The organism is Bacteroides sp. L008 (genome assembly GCF_040812255.1).
Taxonomy (GTDB): domain Bacteria; phylum Bacteroidota; class Bacteroidia; order Bacteroidales; family Bacteroidaceae; genus Bacteroides; species Bacteroides vicugnae.
Map to the genome: position 1 here is coordinate 527,241 of NZ_JBFNXO010000001.1, position 15,527 is coordinate 542,767.

Here is a 15,527-nt window from a genome sequence, read left to right on the forward strand (position 1 = left end):
TGTAAATCGGCTATTTCCGGATGGTATCAATATCTGTATGGCCTGAATGTGACTTTTGATATTCCGATGGAGAAACACCGTAAGCTGATTTGAAACATTTCGTGAAATAGGCAAGAGTATTGAATCCCGTAGCCGTTGCAATTTCGGTAATGTTCATTTCTGTTTGCTTCAGCATTTGTGTAGCTATTTCCAAACGTTTATGACGGATAAGGTCATTCAACGGCAGGTCGGTGATAGCTTTCAGTTTCCGGTAAAGGTTGCTCCGGCTGAATCCCATCTCTTCACAGATTTTGTCTACTTTCAAATCGGGGTCAGTGAGATACTTTTCAATGATTTTGAATAGTTTCTGCATGAATTTCTCATCGGCGGAGGTCGTTTCCACTTCAATTCCCATGGATTGCAGGGAGAAATTTTTGCTATATACGGATTTTAGCTTCTCCCGCTGCGCCAGAAGATTGTAGATACGTACCAGCAGGACATCAATATTAAATGGCTTGACCACATAATCGTCTGCTCCCGACAAGAATCCTTCTTTGACATGCATCACCATCGTGCGGGCAGTGAGTAGAATAACGGGAATATGTCCTGTCTGCAAATTGTTCTTGATAAGTGAACAAAGTTCCAGTCCGTCGATACCGGGCATCATAATGTCCGTCACCACTAGGTCGGGAAATTCTTTCAGGATAATTTCAAAAGCATCCGAACCATTGTCGGCTTCCAGTACATGGTAATATTGTTCCAAGTGTCCTTTTACGTAACTTCGTATCTCTTCGTTGTCTTCTACCAATAGAACTGTTTTGCCGGGTAGGGATGGAGTGGCTCCGGAAACGGTATTTTCGGAATCAATGGCTCCGGACATACCTTTTTCTACTTGTTCATTGTTTTTTTCCGAGAGAACGGCAGTATTCGCCACCTCTTCTTCTGTCATGGTGTGGTTCGGTAATAGGATAGTGAATACGCTTCCTTTGGGGGTATTGGCTGTGACTCCAATTTCTCCGTGATGCAGATGAACAACAGATTGAGTCAGGCTTAATCCGATACCTGTGCCATTCATATTCTCGCTACCTGTCGTGTGACCGACCTGGTAGAAGGGAGTGAAGATTTGGGTACGTTCATCTTCTGGAATTCCTTTTCCCGTATCTGCTACCTGAATCACTAAATAACTTCCCTGATGAGAGGTGATAAGCGGAGAATGTTCTGATAGCCAGTCGCTATGCTCCTGGCGTAGAGTGTCTATATCTGTAATCAGCAATAAACGCAGTGTGATTGTATCTCCCGGTACTGTGAATTTAAAAGCATTCGACAATAAATTGAAAACGGCTTTTTCGAGTAAGCCCTGATCGAAGCAGGCTGTCACCTCGCCTTGAGGAGCCTGATATTCAAAATGAATCTGTTTGCTTTCGGCAATCTGCCTGAATGTGTAGAATATTTCGAGCAGGAAAGCATTCAGGTCGCTTTGAGACAGTTGGAGAGTGAGATTACCACTCTGGTTCTTTTGCAAATCCATCAATTGATTGACGAGAAGTAATAATCGGCGGGCATTTTTCAGAATCATGTCCAGTTGTGTTCTGATAAACTGGGGAACTTCTGCCCGTTTCATCAACTCTTCCAGCGGGCTGATGATAAGTGTCAGCGGAGTACGTAACTCATGCGAGAAGTTGGTGAACAGGTGCAACTTTGTCTGATGGAATTCTTCCATGCGTTGTTTCTCCATTTGCTTCATGCGCAGGTCCAGTTCCAGTTTATGTTTGCTGTACATATAATAGCCGATAGTAAACATGATTCCCAATGCGGATAGGACATAAAGGATATAGGCCAGCGGTGTTCCCCACCACGGAGAGCGAATGATGATTTCCATTTTCTTTCCGGTTTCATTCCATACGCCGTCATTGTTGGATGCTATGACCTGGAATGTATATTTTCCCGGAGCGATGTTGGTATAGAATGCTTCTTTACGACTACCTACGTAATTCCAGTCTTCGTCGTGACCGGAGAGTTTATAGGCATATTGGTTCTGTTCGTGCAGAATATAGTTCAAAGCACTGTATGCAATGGAAAAATTATTCTGATTGTAGGCAAGAACCAATGTTTGCGTATCGTCCGGGGCACTATCCAGCAGATGAGTATCATCATTCGGTGTGATTACCTTATTGTTTACCGTCAGTTGGGTAAGTACTACCGGTGGCATGGTGTTATTCTTTAGAAGAGAGCCGGGAGTAAAAGAAAGGAAACCATTGCTTCCACTAAAGTAGACCTCACCGTGGGGCAGACTAATGACTCCCTGCGGTGTAAACTCCAACGTTTCAGAACCGACAAAACAGTCATAACTACGTATCTGCCCGGTCTTGGTATTCAGCTCGGCTATTTCCTTATCGACACTAATCCATAAGTTATTATTGTGCTCCACCATGGCATATACCTCATTATTGGGTAGCCCCTCTTTCTTGCCAATATGTTTGACGACGCCTGTTCCTTGTTTATACAGGTATATTCCCCCTCCGAAAGTGCTGAACCAGATTTCACCGTTCGCTTTGCGCACCATGGAAGTGATGTAGTTATTTTCGAGTTTCTGATTGGGATTTGTCTCTGACATATTGCAACGGAGCACCGTTCCTTTTTGCATATCATATTCGTAGAGCCCGAACGACCGGGTTCCTATCAGAAAGGTATGGGTATTTAGTGGCAGGAAACTCCGGAGACTGGTAAAGTTGACAAACTCCTTCTTCTCTTTGCCATACGGGAACTGATTCGTGATTTTTCCGTCCGGAGACAGTTTCACCAGTCCTTTGTCGGCTGTCGTTCCAATCCATAGATTATTCTCTGCATCTTTATAAAAAGTATAGATAGCTATATTTTTTTCCCGGTCGAATGAATATACTAATGTGAACTTTCTGGAGGGAATATGGAATTTATAGACTCCTCCGGTACTTGTGCCACACCAGATGTAATCTCCGTCCAGTAACAGGGATTTGATGATGTTCTTGTTGAACAATCCTTGGGAGGTCTGTTCAATCAGGAAGTTGGTATATTTCTTGGTGATGGGATCGAACTGCATTAATCCTCCTCCCTCTGTTGCAATCCACAATGAAGTGGAATCATACACCATCGTGCCAAAGATATTATATAACTTTTGGTTGTTATTCTCTACCGGATGGTAAAAGATGAATCGGTTATTGAGCGGGTTATAGTAGTTCACACCACCGGAGTAGGTACCTACCCAGAGCGTTTTTTCCCGGTCGATGTAGATACTGCGGACGGAAAAATGACTTAGGCTGTTCTGGTTGGCATCGAACCGGTTGTACTTGGATATATCATCGTTTCTTAAATCCAGAATACTAAGTCCGTCAAACGTCCCGATAATCAATTTCTGGTCCTGCTCGGTGATGCAACGGATATAGTCATTTGTCAGTCCGCTGTTTTTCTGATTGTAGATGGATAAGTCTTTGGTCTTCGGGTTCCATTTATTCAGTCCCCTGGTTTCTGTTCCTATCCATATCTGATGCCGGGAGTCTTCGAAAATACAACTGATTGCGTCGTCCGACAGGGCAGGCAGTGTGCTTTTATTGAGTTGCTGAATCAACTCCATTTCAGGCGTACAGATAAATAATCCGTGACGGTGGGTACCAATATAAAGCCGTTTTTCTGCATCAATATAAAGCTGCATGATTGCTTCATTCTCCGGGATATGGTCGGAATATTTCTTCTTGAATTCCCCGGAACGGGGGTACCATATACATAACCCTGTTCGGGTACCAACCCACAGATTTCCGGACTGGTCAAATTGAAGAACGGCAATGTTGTTTCCTGCCATGCTTGGATAATCGTCCGTTTGATATTTGGTAATCTGATTGGTTTTGAGATTGATATAATTAAGCCCGTTATTGGTGCCTACCCACAATCCGTCATTTGCATCGTCCGGCAACAGGCAGGTGATATGATTGTCCGACAATGAATGAGGATCATCGTTATCATGCTTGTATACAGTAAATTTCTCCCCGTCGTATTTGTTTAATCCATTGCGGGTTGCAAACCAGATATACCCTTTGGAGTCTTGGGCAATGGCAAGGACTGATAGTTGCGACAAGCCATTCTTGAGATTGATATTCGAGAAATTGAATATCCCGCTTTCTGCGGCATGGGTCCGTGGAAAGCAGATAGTCAGGAGAATCAAGAAAGCAATAAAAGAAAATGAACGTATATGGAATCGAAGTTTTTGTGTAATAGAAATAAGGTTATTCTTTATCATAGTATTTCTTATAAATCTTTTGGTATTCCTTTTCCTTTTGGAATTTATCCAGCCATGTATTCAAACTATCGAGTAAGGCGGGGGATTGTTTGCTGACTGCCCATGAGTAGAACTGCGTGAAGCTGATAGCTGTATTAATATCTATTTGCGGCAACGAATCTGCTGCTGCCAGTGCGATACTTTCGTCACAAACGGCATAGTCGATGTCTCCATGCGCTACCATTGATATCAATTGTTCGGAACCGTATTTATCAATCTCTTTGATATAGATCGTGTCTCCGATCTCATTGCCTAAATTCTGAATACGCAAAATAGAAGGAGAACCTTTTACGACATGAAGTGTTCGCTGGGCTAAATCCAGCTGGGTACGGATATAGAGCGAATCATTCTCTCCAGTTTCTTTGCGTTGCACCAGCACTTGCTTGTTGAGGAAAATGGGAGAGGTGAGAAGCAGAGAGTCTTTTAACTTGCTGGTGGCTAATATGCCATAAGCAATCACATCATAACGTCCCTCGCTTAATCCTTCCAACCGCTTTTCGAAACTCATGATAGGTGTTATTTCGGCTTTGAGCCCTTTGTCCCGGGCGAATGCCTGGATCAGTTCGTAATGAAAACCGGAAACAGTGTCACTGTCTACATAAAAACTGATGGAATTATATTCAGTGGCTACACGTATGATACCCTCTTTGGCAATGGCAGCATAATCACGCGGATGTCCCGCAGGTTTTTCCTGCTTGCCGCATTGACGGAAAGAGGAGATAAATGCCAATACAACAATCACTGGCACTAAATATCTGAACAGTCTCAATTTGGGGCGTGATACCATAAGCCGTATAGTTTTTGTTAATCATAGAAATTCCATGAAAGACCGAATTTCAGCACACGTGGGTTGATGGGGTAGTGCGGAGACAAAAAGTAATTCGGACTGCTCATGCCCTGGTTCACGTGATACATCATTACATAGAAACGTGTACGCTTTAAATGTAAATTTGCATATACATTCACAATCGGATAACCTCCTATCTGTACTTGGTCGTCTGTCGGTTGCAGATGAAAATTCTGAATGGCCGGCATATAGGCAGGTGCATTGTATTTGCTGAAATAACGCACGTCGGCTCCCAATTGCACACTAAGTACTTTCTTCGCCAGTTTGAACTGCATATAGAAGTTATGATATAGCGAGAGATCAGGTAGGGGAAGTACAGTCTGGTCACTGGATTTCTGCCAGGTCACTTCATTGTCCAGATGGAAGATTCCCAACTTGAAGTCCTGATTAAGACTTGCAGATAATACCTGTATACTTCCGCTGTTCTGTTCTGGTGTTGCTTCTTGGTTGAAGTAAGTATAGTTCTTGATGTTTTCAACTCCTGCTTTCAGGCGTGTCCTCCAACGTGCAATGCTCAATTCCCCCTCAATACGGGTACGGAATTCCTTGTCCATATCGTCGTCCCACATAAAATGCTTGGAATGATAATGGCGCATATAGAAAGGAGCAAGCTTATTGCTGACTTCACCACGGGCTATCAGACTGACGGTATCTTTCCATAACGGGAAGTTCAGGTCAATATCTCCTTTTACATTAAATTGTCCGATGGCTTTTCCTGCCAATCCCACTTCTCCGATAGCATGGTAATGAAGTACATTTCCTTCACGTTTGGATAATTCTCCTCCAACAAATATTTCATTTTCGTTGTATTTGTCGGGCAACGGATTTCCTTCCATATTCATCAATGTATACTTGCTGATTTTATAGGAAGCGAATGCCGTCAATCCGGCTTTGGCATATTTATTAAAGCCTTCCAATAGAGCAATACCTATGGTATTCTTGATTCCTACATAGGTGGTACTGTCTCTGGCCGTAGGATTATCTGGGTCTAAATAAGTGTTTTGATAATAATTCTTCTCGCGCATATCATCATTCGAGTTGAAGGTATGCCGTGCCCGTTCTACCTGGATGGTGTGTATAAAACTGGTAACGGGGACAAACTCCTGTTTGGCGGGAGTGGTGTCATTTTCAGCCTGTGGTATGTCACGACTGAATCCCAGATTATATCGTTGGGTCAGGAAGACATAAAAGTCATGGTTACGGTTGGTCGTTGCATTTAGTACGGTAGGAATATTGGTTGACTCATATTCTCTTTGACCTTGCGCCATTTCTTCCGGTGCAGTGATATAGCGGTCGTCCTCAATACCTCCGTTTTCGTTTGTTTTCAGGTAATTGTTGCTGTATATAGCTTGCATCTGATATTTGTCGCCGATATAGCTACCGAAAACAGCTGCGTTAAAATACGCCGTATTCTGATTATTGTAATATCCTCGTCCGTACAGGTAGTCTATATTAAAGCCGAAAGCCAGTTTCTTGTTTACATTGACAGAGAAGTAAGATTTGAAACGCTCTTCCCCGTTCACTTTATTACCGGCTTTGTGATACGTCAGATTCGTATAAGGTACGTTACTGTTGGTAAAATTAAATTCCGTAGGACGAATAAAGAAACTGGAGAAAGGCTCCATGAAAATAGTCGGTTCCGGGTCACGGCGGTCAAAGAAGATGCGTGACATACGGGGAGAACCCATATTGGCCAGATAATTGTAATGTCCGGTAAGTCCTTCGGTCAGGTTTGAATTCTGGAAATGATGAAAGGCTGTATCTGCCGGTACTATGGTCCGGTCGCCCAACTGGTTTTTGATACGCCACATATACAATTTTGGAGGCAATCCCTGTACTTCGACATTTGCACTATCCAATCTGTCCGGAATCATGGCAGGGTCTACCTGATTTCCGTATTGGTCGTATCCGTTTTCGTCTACTCTCTGGCGACCATTATCGAACTGTGCCTGAACAGTCGTCAAACCTATAACGGAAAGTAATATATATAATAGTAAGATTCGTCTCATAATTGGAGGCAAAGATACTTACTTTAATTGAGAATTGAGAATTGAGAATTGAAAAATATGTTGCATCCTTTACTTGGCGAGCAATTATTTCTTAATTCTCAATTCTTAATTTTTAATTTATTAAACCTCACGGATTAACTCCATCCCTTTCTTGATAGCTTCCTCGTTCATAGGAATCAAGTGGTGGTGGCGTTCCGGCAAGGTTTTCTTCAATCCTTTAACCACATTCTCCAAAGTTACAACCGGACGAAGTTTCAATAAACCGCCAAGTACGATCATGTTGAATGCTTTGGCATTGTTCATCTCGTTGGCTGCATCCATTGCGTCAATACGATATACTTTGATATCCTTGCGAGTAGGAGGGTGGATAATTCCGTAACCGTCATAAATCAGGATACCGCCGGGTTTCACTTTGCTTTCGAACTTCTCGAGTGAAGGCTGGTTCAGAATGATGGCAGCATCATATTTACTTAGAATCGGTGAAGATATCTTGTCGTCGCTTACAATAACTGTAACGTTGGCCGTTCCACCTCGTTGTTCAGGACCATAAGCCGGCATCCAGCTCACTTCTTTGCCTTCCATCAGACCGGAATATGCCAGAATCTTACCCATAGACAATACGCCTTGTCCACCGAAGCCTGCTATAATAATTTCTTCTTTCATTGTTCTGTTGACTTTTAGCGTTATTCTTTATCTTTTAAATCACCTAGCGGATAGAATGGGAACATGTGTTCTTCCATCCATTTGTTTGCTTTTTCGGGAGTCATCTTCCAGCCGGAGCTGCAAGTAGAAACGATTTCCACCAGGTTGGAACCTTTACCGCTCATGGAATTCTCAAACGCCTTACGGATTGCTTTCTTAGCTTTGCGGATAGCCGGTACGGATTGTACGGACTGGCGGGTTACGTAAGCGGTTCCTTCCAATTGGGCAGCGATTTCAGTAATCTTCAGCGGATAGCCATGAAGTTCCACGTCACGTCCGTAAGGACAAGTCGAACTCTTCATTCCTACCAGTGTAGTCGGGGCCATTTGACCACCTGTCATACCATAGATGGCATTGTTGATAAAGATAATCGTAATGTTTTCGCCACGGTTCAAAGCATGTATGGTTTCAGCTGTACCGATACAGGCCAAGTCACCGTCGCCTTGGTATGTAAATACGAGACGGTCCGGCCACAAGCGTTTGACAGCGGTTGCCACAGCAGGAGCGCGCCCGTGTGCTGCTTCTTGCCAGTCAATGTCCAGATAGTTATAGGCGAAAACCGCACATCCTACCGGAGAGATTCCCACTGTTTTATCTTCCATGCCCATTTCCTCTATTACTTCGGCAATGAGTTTGTGTACCACGCCGTGACTGCAGCCCGGACAGTAGTGCATGGCGTTATCGTTCATCAGAGTCGGTTTTTTGTAAACCAGATTCTCGGGTTTGATTATTTCTTCTTTAGTCATAACTTCTTCTCCTTATCTGTTGGTGAACCGTATAAAAAACTCCATCAGCTTGACAAAGATTGCCGCGCCGCATACGTAGATAAACATTTTGAAATCTTCTTTGGCTACAAAATAGATGATGATGGCTGCGACGGCCAATATCATAAAGAGGATATTCAGTACGTTTCTTATTTTATCGGGATTCATCGCTTTATTTACTATTTTTTATTTACGATTTACGATTAAGATTATTTTGCGACTTACCATAGTTACTTTAATCGTAAATCGTCTAATTACATTATTTTTTCTTCCAAGGCAGTTACAATTTCATCCGGGTCGGGCACAATACCGCCGAGGCGTCCGAAATGTTCTACCTTTATTTTACCGTTAACAGCCAGGCGGACATCTTCAATCATCTGTCCGGCATTCAGTTCCGTAACAAGCATGCCCTTTACTTTATCAGCATAAGAGGCAATTGCCTTTGTCGGGAATGGCCACAAGGTGATCGGACGCAGAATACCTACTTTGATACCCTTTTCACGAGCCAGTTCCATTGCTTTTTGGCCAATGCGTGCCATTGAACCAAAGGCGATGATCAGATATTCTGCATCTTTGCAGTTTATTTCTTCAAAACGTACTTCGTTTTCTTCGATTTTACGATACTTGGCCTGGAAGCGGAGGTTGTTGATTTCCATTGCTTCCGGTTTCAGTTCCAGAGAAGTGATAATGTTCGGTTTGCGGCCTTTCGCCTTTCCGGTAGTAGCCCATGGGCATTGTTCGATTACTTCCGCTTCCGTGCGGCGTGCTTTTTGAACAGGAAGAACTACTTTTTCCATCATCTGTCCGATCACACCATCAGCAAGAATAATAGCCGGATTACGGTATTTGAATGCCAATTCGAATCCCAGTGCTACGAAATCCGCCATTTCCTGTACGGATGCCGGTGCGAGTGCTATCAGTCTGTAGTCACCATGACCACCACCTTTTACAGTCTGGAAGTAGTCTGCCTGGCTCGGTTGGATGGTTCCCAGTCCGGGACCGCCACGCATCACGTTCACAATCAGACAAGGAAGTTCGGCACCTGCGATGTAAGAGATACCTTCCTGTTTCAGACTTACACCAGGACTTGAGGATGATGTCATAACCATTTTTCCACTACCTGCACCTCCATATACCATATTGATAGCTGCCACTTCACTTTCTGCCTGGAGTACTACCATGCCGGTTGTTTCCCACGGTTTCAGTTCGGCCAGCGTTTCCAACACTTCCGATTGGGGAGTAATAGGATATCCGAAGTATCCATCCGCACCGCAGCGGATAGCTGCATGGGCGATGGCTTCGTTTCCTTTCATTAATACAACTTCTTCTGCCATATTCTTTTCTTTTATTCTACTTTTACTTTATACACTGAAATACATCCGTCCGGACAAACCGTTGCACACGAGCTGCATCCGTTGCAGGTATCTTCTTTTACTTGCCAGGCATAGTTATAGCCTTTCATATTTACCTCTTTATTGAGGGCGATTACATCGAGCGGACATGCCACTACACACAGGTTGCATCCTTTGCAACGCTCCGTGTCGACTACGATTGCTCCTTTGATTTTTGCCATAATCTTTATTTTATTACGTTATCTTTGAGTTCGATTATTGATTAAACATATCTTTGTGGTAGAAATTGAGGATATCAATTGCCATTTTCCTGGCCTGAACGGCAGGGCTGTCCGGATTGAGCTCGATGGCATACTGGTAGTTGTCCAGTGCCCGCTTCCAATCTCCTTTTTTTCGGTAGGCATTTCCCCGTAAATAGTAAAGAGTATCTTTCTCTTTTTCGACAGAAGTGTCCTGGAGAAGCTGGTCCAATTGCTTAATCGCTGTGTCCACATCCCCCTGATTGATAAGCTCTTTTAGGTTGTCTATTTGCTCCATTTCTTTCGTCTTTCGGGATTCTGAAACGCAAAGATAGTTTTTATTTGTGTAAATGGGGCAAATGAAGACGGAAATTTACAACGTTTGGACTTTATTGTATATTGTATAGTAGAGGCGGATTATCCTCTGATATGCTACACGCTCTTGTCATTATTAAGCAGGCAGTGAAGGGGAAAGGGGTAGAAAAATTCTTGATGTTAGCTTGTTTTTACTGAAAGATACGGTATTTTTGTGCAGAATTAAAAAAGAACAGACTATGCTAGATATTATTTTGATTGTAATTGGCGTGCTTTGTATGATAGCTGGGTTGGCGGGTTGTATCCTTCCGTTTCTTCCCGGTACTCCCATTGCTTATTTAGGGCTGGTCATTCTGGATCTTACCGATAAAGTGCAATATACTACAACACAATTAATTGTGTGGCTTTTGATTGTGGTCGTTTTGCAAGTATTGGATTACTTCATGCCGATGCTGGGGAGCAAGTATAGTGGCGGTAGTAAATGGGGAAATTGGGGATGTATTATAGGAACTCTTGTCGGCCTTCTTTTTTTGCCTTGGGGAATTATTCTTGGTCCTTTTCTAGGAGCGGTGATTGGTGAATTATTGGGAAATAAAGAGTTTTTCCAAGCACTCAAATCCGGTGTAGGTTCATTAATCGGATTTATATTCGGAACTTTTCTAAAGTTTGTTGTTTGCGGTTATTTTTGTTATCAGTTTATTGTGGGGTTGGTGCGATAAGTACTTTCCTTTCATAACCTCATATACAAGAAACTCTGATATCAGTATAAAAATAAAGCTGCCCTTCAAAAAGAAGAACAGCTTTACTCATGTTTGATTTATCTTCAGGCTTTATTTTACCGGAATCTTGTCAATACGGTTCTGATGACGACCGCCATCAAACTTTGTAGAGAAGAACTCTGTCAAAATCATATCCGCTTCTTCAGTGCTGATGAAGCGTCCCGGCATGACCAGAACATTAGCGTCGTTGTGCTGACGGGCCAGATGCGCAATTTCTGCATTCCAGCAGAGAGCAGCACGAATTCCCTGGTGCTTGTTCAGCGTCATATTGATTCCGTTTCCACTGCCGCAGATAGCGATACCGGGATAACATTCTCCCGATTCCACTGCAAGAGCCAGCGGATGAGCATAATCCGGATAGTCTACGCTAGCGGTAGAGTTAGTTCCGAAATCCTTGTAAGCCCAGCCTTTTACTTCCAGCCAGCCGCGAACATATTCTTTCAGTTCAAAACCGGCATGGTCGCATGCTAATCCGATTGTTTTCATTAGAGCATTGCTTTTACTTGGTTATATACGTTCTCGGCAGTAAATCCAAGTTTCTCATCCAACACTTTGTAAGGAGCAGAGAAACCGAAAGATTCCAATCCCCAAACTTTACCGTGGCAACCTACCAGACCTTGAAGATTAACAGGCAGACCGGCAGTCATACCGAAAATCTTTGCATCTGCCGGGAGAACAGCTTCCTGATATTCTTTCGGTTGGTTACGGAACAGACCTTCAGACGGAGCGGATACAATGCGTACCTTTACGCCATCTTTGCGCAGCAATTCTGTGCCGGCTACCAATGTAGCCACTTCAGAACCTGAAGCTACCAGGATTACATCCGGATTTTCGTCAGAACCTGCTACGATATACGCACCCTTAGCTGCCTGTTCGTAATCAGTTCCTGCCGGTAAGTTGGCAATATTCTGGCGAGAGAAGATCAATCCTGTCGGAGTAGACATATTTTCCATGGCAAGTTTCCATGCAATAGTTGTTTCTTCTGCATCGGCCGGACGAAGTACCAACATAGAGTTGTGTCCCTTGTGGTTCTTTAGTTTTTCCATCAGGCGGATTTGTGCTTCCTGTTCTACCGGTTCGTGAGTAGGACCGTCTTCACCTACGCGGAATGCGTCGTGTGTCCAGATGAATTTCACCGGTTGTTCCATCAAAGCAGCCATACGTACGGCAGGTTTCATGTAATCGGAGAATACGAAGAATGTACCGCAAGCAGCGATTACACCACCGTGGAGTGACATACCGATACAGATACAAGCCATCGACAATTCTGATACACCTGCCTGGAAGAATGCTCCGCTGAAATCACCTTTCTTGAAAGAATGAGTCTTTTTCAGGAAACCGTCAGTCTTGTCAGAGTTAGAAAGGTCGGCAGAAGCAACGATCATGTTTTCTACTTGTGTGGCAAGTGCGCCCAGTACAGTGGCAGATGCAGCACGAGTAGCGCTACCAGCTTTCTGTTCGATAGCAGCCCAGTCCACTTTCGGAGCTTTGCCCGAGAAGAAAAGTTCCAGTTTGGCAGCTTGTTCCGGGTTTGCTTTCGCCCATGCAGCTTTTGCAGCATATTTCTCAGCTACAATTTTCTTCAGCTCTTCTGCACGTTTTGCATACAGTTCGGCTACTTCCGGGAATATAACGAACGGGTTAGTAGGATCACCACCCAAATTCTTGATTGTATTTACATAAGCGTCGCCACCGAGAGGAGCACCGTGTGTAGCGCAGTTAGCTTCATAGCTGCTGCCGTCTGCCTTGCGTGCACCTTTACCCATAACCGTTTTGCCGATAATCAGTGTAGGGCGTTCTTTTTCAGCCTGTGCTTCTTTGATTGCTGCGCGGATTTCGTCAGGATCATTACCGTTGATGCTAAGTACGTTCCATCCCCATGCTTCATATTTCATGGCAGTATCTTCAACGGTTACATCTTTCGTTTCAGTAGAAAGCTGGATATCGTTGGAGTCATAGAACATAATCAGGTTGTCCAGTCCCAGTGCACCGGCAATACGTCCGGAACCTTGAGAGATTTCTTCCTGGATACCACCGTCAGAGATGTAAGCATAGATTGTTTGATTCATCACTTCGTTGAAACGGGCTTTCAGGAATTTGGCAGCGATGGCAGCACCCACAGCGAAAGTGTGTCCTTGTCCCAACGGACCGGAAGTATTTTCAATGCCCCGCATGATATCCACTTCTGGGTGTCCCGGAGTAGGGCTTCCCCATTGACGGAATTCTTTCAGTTCGTCCAGAGTGAATTTACCGGTCAATGCCAGTGTAGAATAAAGCATCGGAGACATATGGCCCGGATCCAGGAAGAAGCGGTCACGTCCTTCCCAACGGGGATTTTCAGGATCGTATACTAGAAACTCAGAGAAGAGTACATTTACAAAATCAGCACCACCCATGGCGCCACCCGGGTGACCGGAATTGGCTTTCTCAACCATTGAAGCAGCAAGAATACGGATGTTATCCGCTGCACGATTCATAAGTTTGTTATCGTTCATATCATTAAAATTTAATTGATTTCTGTCAGATTGTTCGCAAAGATAACTCTTTATGTGGATTTAACAATCCAAAAGAGCTATCTTTTTTATCGACAATTTTACGGTCTTCTTGTTTGCGATACAATAAGTAAATCCCCTAAAATTACTGTAACTCTAAAGTAACAATGGACTTAGCAGGAAGTTTTACCTTCATTGTTCCTTTATTGATTTTTACCTCTTTGAAAGGTGCCGGCTTTACAATATTAGGGTTTTCAAAAGAATTGTAATCGGTCAGTTTGGCGGAGGTCAGAATCTCTCCGACTGCTTTTTTTGCTTTCGTATCACCCAAATTGATGGTGATTTCCTGTGCTTCGTCAGCATCTACATTAGAAAGAGAAAGGTGAATCACTCCATCCTTGTTTTTGGAAGCTGTGGCACTTACCATCGGAACGGTGCGGTTATCACGTACACTCATCTTTTCGCAAGTCAGCTCAATGGGAAGATAAGTGGCATCCTGATGTACTTTATACATCTTGAAGACATAATAAGTAGGAGTGAGCACCATTTCTTTGTCTTTCGTCAGAATCATGGATTGAAGTACATTGACTATCTGCGCGATATTTGCCATCTTCAGGCGGTCTGTATATTTGTGGAATACGTCAAGGCTTAAAGAAGCAACGAAAGCATCGCGCAATGTATTCTGCTGATACAGGTGTCCTTTGATGGTTCCCGGTTCTTCATCCCACCAGGTTCCCCATTCGTCGAGTAAAAGAGCGATCTTTTTGTCCTTGTCATATTTATCCATGATGGCGCAATGTTTCTTGAGCACATCTTCCACTTCCAGACATTTCCCCATTGTCCAATAATAATCATCCTTGTTGAATTGAGTGGCTGCTCCTTTGCTGCCGCTCCATCCGGTTACGGTGTAATAGTGGAGAGAAAGTCCCTGCATGCGATGTCCTACACGATTCATCAATACGTCTGTCCAGTTGTAGTCATAATCACTTGCACCGCTGGCAATTTTGAACAGACGGTTGCCGTCGTAGTTACGGCAATAGGTAGAATAACGACGGTATAAGTCCGCATAATATTCCGGACGCATACTGCCACCACAGCCCCAACTTTCATTTCCTACTCCCAGATATTTGAGCTTCCATGCTTTGTCACGACCATTCTTACGACGGAGATTGGCCATGGGAGAGTCCCCGTCCGAGGTCATATATTCCACCCATTTGGCGAGTTCTTCTACGGTACCGCTACCTACATTTCCACTTACGTAAGGCTCACAACCCAGCATTTCGCAAAGATTCAGGAACTCATGTGTACCGAAACTGTTATCTTCAATCGTTCCGCCCCAGTTGTTATTCACCATCTTCGGACGGTTTTCTTTCGGACCGATGCCGTCCATCCAATGATACTCATCGGCAAAGCAGCCACCCGGCCAGCGTAGAACGGGAACAGCCAAGTCTTTTAATGCATTGAATACATCTGTACGGTATCCCTTGATATTGGGTATATCTGACTTTTCGCCTACCCAAAGACCACCGTAGATACATGAACCCAGGTGTTCGGCAAACTGACCGTAGATTTCTTTCGGGATAATCTCTTTGCCTTGGTCGGCATGTACGGTTATGGTAGCACTCTTTTGCGCGGAAAGAGATACTGATGCTGCCAGAAAGGCCGTACTGACTAATAGTTTTGCTTTCATAAATGGTATTTGTTTAATGATTATATAGATGTTTGATTTTGATGATGGTTATT

13 protein-coding genes are annotated in these 15,527 nt (G+C 43.7%); 1 reads left to right on the forward strand and 12 read right to left on the reverse strand.

Features of this window, described 5'->3' with window-relative positions; all coding sequences use genetic code 11:
- Nucleotides 1-10: 10 nt before the first annotated feature.
- The 9 genes from AB3G73_RS02040 to AB3G73_RS02080 all read right to left on the reverse strand — a co-directional run bounded on the left by AB3G73_RS02040 (nt 11) and on the right by AB3G73_RS02080 (nt 10,496).
- Entirely contained in the window at nt 11-4,246 is a 4,236-nt protein-coding gene (locus tag AB3G73_RS02040; RefSeq protein ID WP_367742210.1) for a two-component regulator propeller domain-containing protein, read from the reverse strand.
- Nucleotides 4,233-5,072 carry a transporter substrate-binding domain-containing protein gene (locus AB3G73_RS02045; protein WP_148366225.1) on the reverse strand — a complete coding sequence of 280 codons (840 nt, stop codon included), beginning with the start codon at nt 5,070-5,072 and terminating at the stop codon, nt 4,233-4,235. The genes AB3G73_RS02040 and AB3G73_RS02045 overlap by 14 nt, the downstream gene beginning before the upstream one ends.
- 17 nt (nt 5,073-5,089) lie before the next feature.
- Nucleotides 5,090-7,141, reverse strand: coding sequence for a putative porin (locus tag AB3G73_RS02050; RefSeq protein ID WP_195649081.1), 2,052 nt, complete (start codon nt 7,139-7,141; stop codon nt 5,090-5,092).
- A 120-nt stretch (nt 7,142-7,261) separates the two neighbouring features.
- The gene (locus AB3G73_RS02055; RefSeq protein ID WP_074556452.1) at nt 7,262-7,804 is read right to left on the reverse strand and encodes a 2-oxoacid:acceptor oxidoreductase family protein; all 543 of its coding nucleotides are present in this window, start codon (nt 7,802-7,804) and stop codon (nt 7,262-7,264) included.
- A 20-nt stretch (nt 7,805-7,824) separates the two neighbouring features.
- On the reverse strand, nt 7,825-8,589 hold the full coding sequence (locus AB3G73_RS02060) for a thiamine pyrophosphate-dependent enzyme (protein ID WP_005677852.1): 765 nt from the start codon (nt 8,587-8,589) through the stop codon (nt 7,825-7,827).
- A 12-nt stretch (nt 8,590-8,601) separates the two neighbouring features.
- Entirely contained in the window at nt 8,602-8,775 is a 174-nt protein-coding gene (locus AB3G73_RS02065) for a hypothetical protein (protein ID WP_008999147.1), read from the reverse strand.
- Between the two features lie 86 nt (nt 8,776-8,861).
- Nucleotides 8,862-9,941: a 3-methyl-2-oxobutanoate dehydrogenase subunit VorB gene (locus tag AB3G73_RS02070; protein WP_367742227.1), complete on the reverse strand. Its 1,080-nt coding sequence runs from the start codon at nt 9,939-9,941 to the stop codon at nt 8,862-8,864.
- An 11-nt stretch (nt 9,942-9,952) separates the two neighbouring features.
- Nucleotides 9,953-10,180, reverse strand: a complete 228-nt coding sequence (locus tag AB3G73_RS02075; RefSeq protein WP_004297419.1) for a ferredoxin family protein — start codon at nt 10,178-10,180, stop codon at nt 9,953-9,955.
- Nucleotides 10,181-10,214: 34 nt separating this feature from the next.
- The gene (locus tag AB3G73_RS02080) at nt 10,215-10,496 is read right to left on the reverse strand and encodes a tol-pal system YbgF family protein (protein ID WP_008999149.1); all 282 of its coding nucleotides are present in this window, start codon (nt 10,494-10,496) and stop codon (nt 10,215-10,217) included.
- A gap of 256 nt (nt 10,497-10,752) precedes the next feature.
- Between AB3G73_RS02080 and AB3G73_RS02085 the strand changes: the two genes are divergently transcribed.
- Nucleotides 10,753-11,232, forward strand: coding sequence for a DUF456 domain-containing protein (locus AB3G73_RS02085; RefSeq protein WP_074556510.1), 480 nt, complete (start codon nt 10,753-10,755; stop codon nt 11,230-11,232).
- 111 nt (nt 11,233-11,343) lie between these two features.
- Here the strand turns inward: AB3G73_RS02085 and rpiB are convergent, their stop codons facing one another.
- From rpiB to AB3G73_RS02100, 3 genes are all read right to left on the reverse strand, one after another.
- The gene (gene rpiB / locus AB3G73_RS02090; RefSeq protein WP_004309178.1) at nt 11,344-11,778 is read right to left on the reverse strand and encodes a ribose 5-phosphate isomerase B; all 435 of its coding nucleotides are present in this window, start codon (nt 11,776-11,778) and stop codon (nt 11,344-11,346) included.
- Nucleotides 11,778-13,787 (reverse strand): transketolase, encoded by a 2,010-nt coding sequence (locus tag AB3G73_RS02095; protein WP_074556456.1) that lies wholly within the window; start codon nt 13,785-13,787, stop codon nt 11,778-11,780. Before AB3G73_RS02095 ends, rpiB begins: the two co-directional genes overlap by 1 nt.
- Nucleotides 13,788-13,929: 142 nt before the next feature.
- A complete protein-coding gene (locus tag AB3G73_RS02100; RefSeq protein WP_148366260.1) occupies nt 13,930-15,474 on the reverse strand; it encodes an alpha-N-arabinofuranosidase in 1,545 nt (514 codons plus the stop codon).
- Nucleotides 15,475-15,527 lie beyond the last annotated feature (53 nt).

Bases quoted from the DNA above. Each gene is read 5' to 3' on its own strand.
- AB3G73_RS02100 (WP_148366260.1), bottom strand. From the start codon at position 15,474: ATGAAAGCAAAACTATTAGTCAGTACGGCCTTTCTGGCAGCATCAGTA.
- AB3G73_RS02055 (WP_074556452.1), bottom strand. From the start codon at position 7,804: ATGAAAGAAGAAATTATTATAGCAGGCTTCGGTGGACAAGGCGTATTG.
- AB3G73_RS02075 (WP_004297419.1), bottom strand. From the start codon at position 10,180: ATGGCAAAAATCAAAGGAGCAATCGTAGTCGACACGGAGCGTTGCAAA.
- AB3G73_RS02060 (WP_005677852.1), bottom strand. From the start codon at position 8,589: ATGACTAAAGAAGAAATAATCAAACCCGAGAATCTGGTTTACAAAAAA.
- rpiB (WP_004309178.1), bottom strand. From the start codon at position 11,778: ATGAAAACAATCGGATTAGCATGCGACCATGCCGGTTTTGAACTGAAA.
- AB3G73_RS02045 (WP_148366225.1), bottom strand. From the start codon at position 5,072: ATGGTATCACGCCCCAAATTGAGACTGTTCAGATATTTAGTGCCAGTG.
- AB3G73_RS02065 (WP_008999147.1), bottom strand. From the start codon at position 8,775: ATGAATCCCGATAAAATAAGAAACGTACTGAATATCCTCTTTATGATA.
- AB3G73_RS02040 (WP_367742210.1), bottom strand. From the start codon at position 4,246: ATGATAAAGAATAACCTTATTTCTATTACACAAAAACTTCGATTCCAT.
- AB3G73_RS02080 (WP_008999149.1), bottom strand. From the start codon at position 10,496: ATGGAGCAAATAGACAACCTAAAAGAGCTTATCAATCAGGGGGATGTG.
- AB3G73_RS02050 (WP_195649081.1), bottom strand. From the start codon at position 7,141: ATGAGACGAATCTTACTATTATATATATTACTTTCCGTTATAGGTTTG.
- AB3G73_RS02095 (WP_074556456.1), bottom strand. From the start codon at position 13,787: ATGAACGATAACAAACTTATGAATCGTGCAGCGGATAACATCCGTATT.
- AB3G73_RS02085 (WP_074556510.1), top strand. From the start codon at position 10,753: ATGCTAGATATTATTTTGATTGTAATTGGCGTGCTTTGTATGATAGCT.
- AB3G73_RS02070 (WP_367742227.1), bottom strand. From the start codon at position 9,941: ATGGCAGAAGAAGTTGTATTAATGAAAGGAAACGAAGCCATCGCCCAT.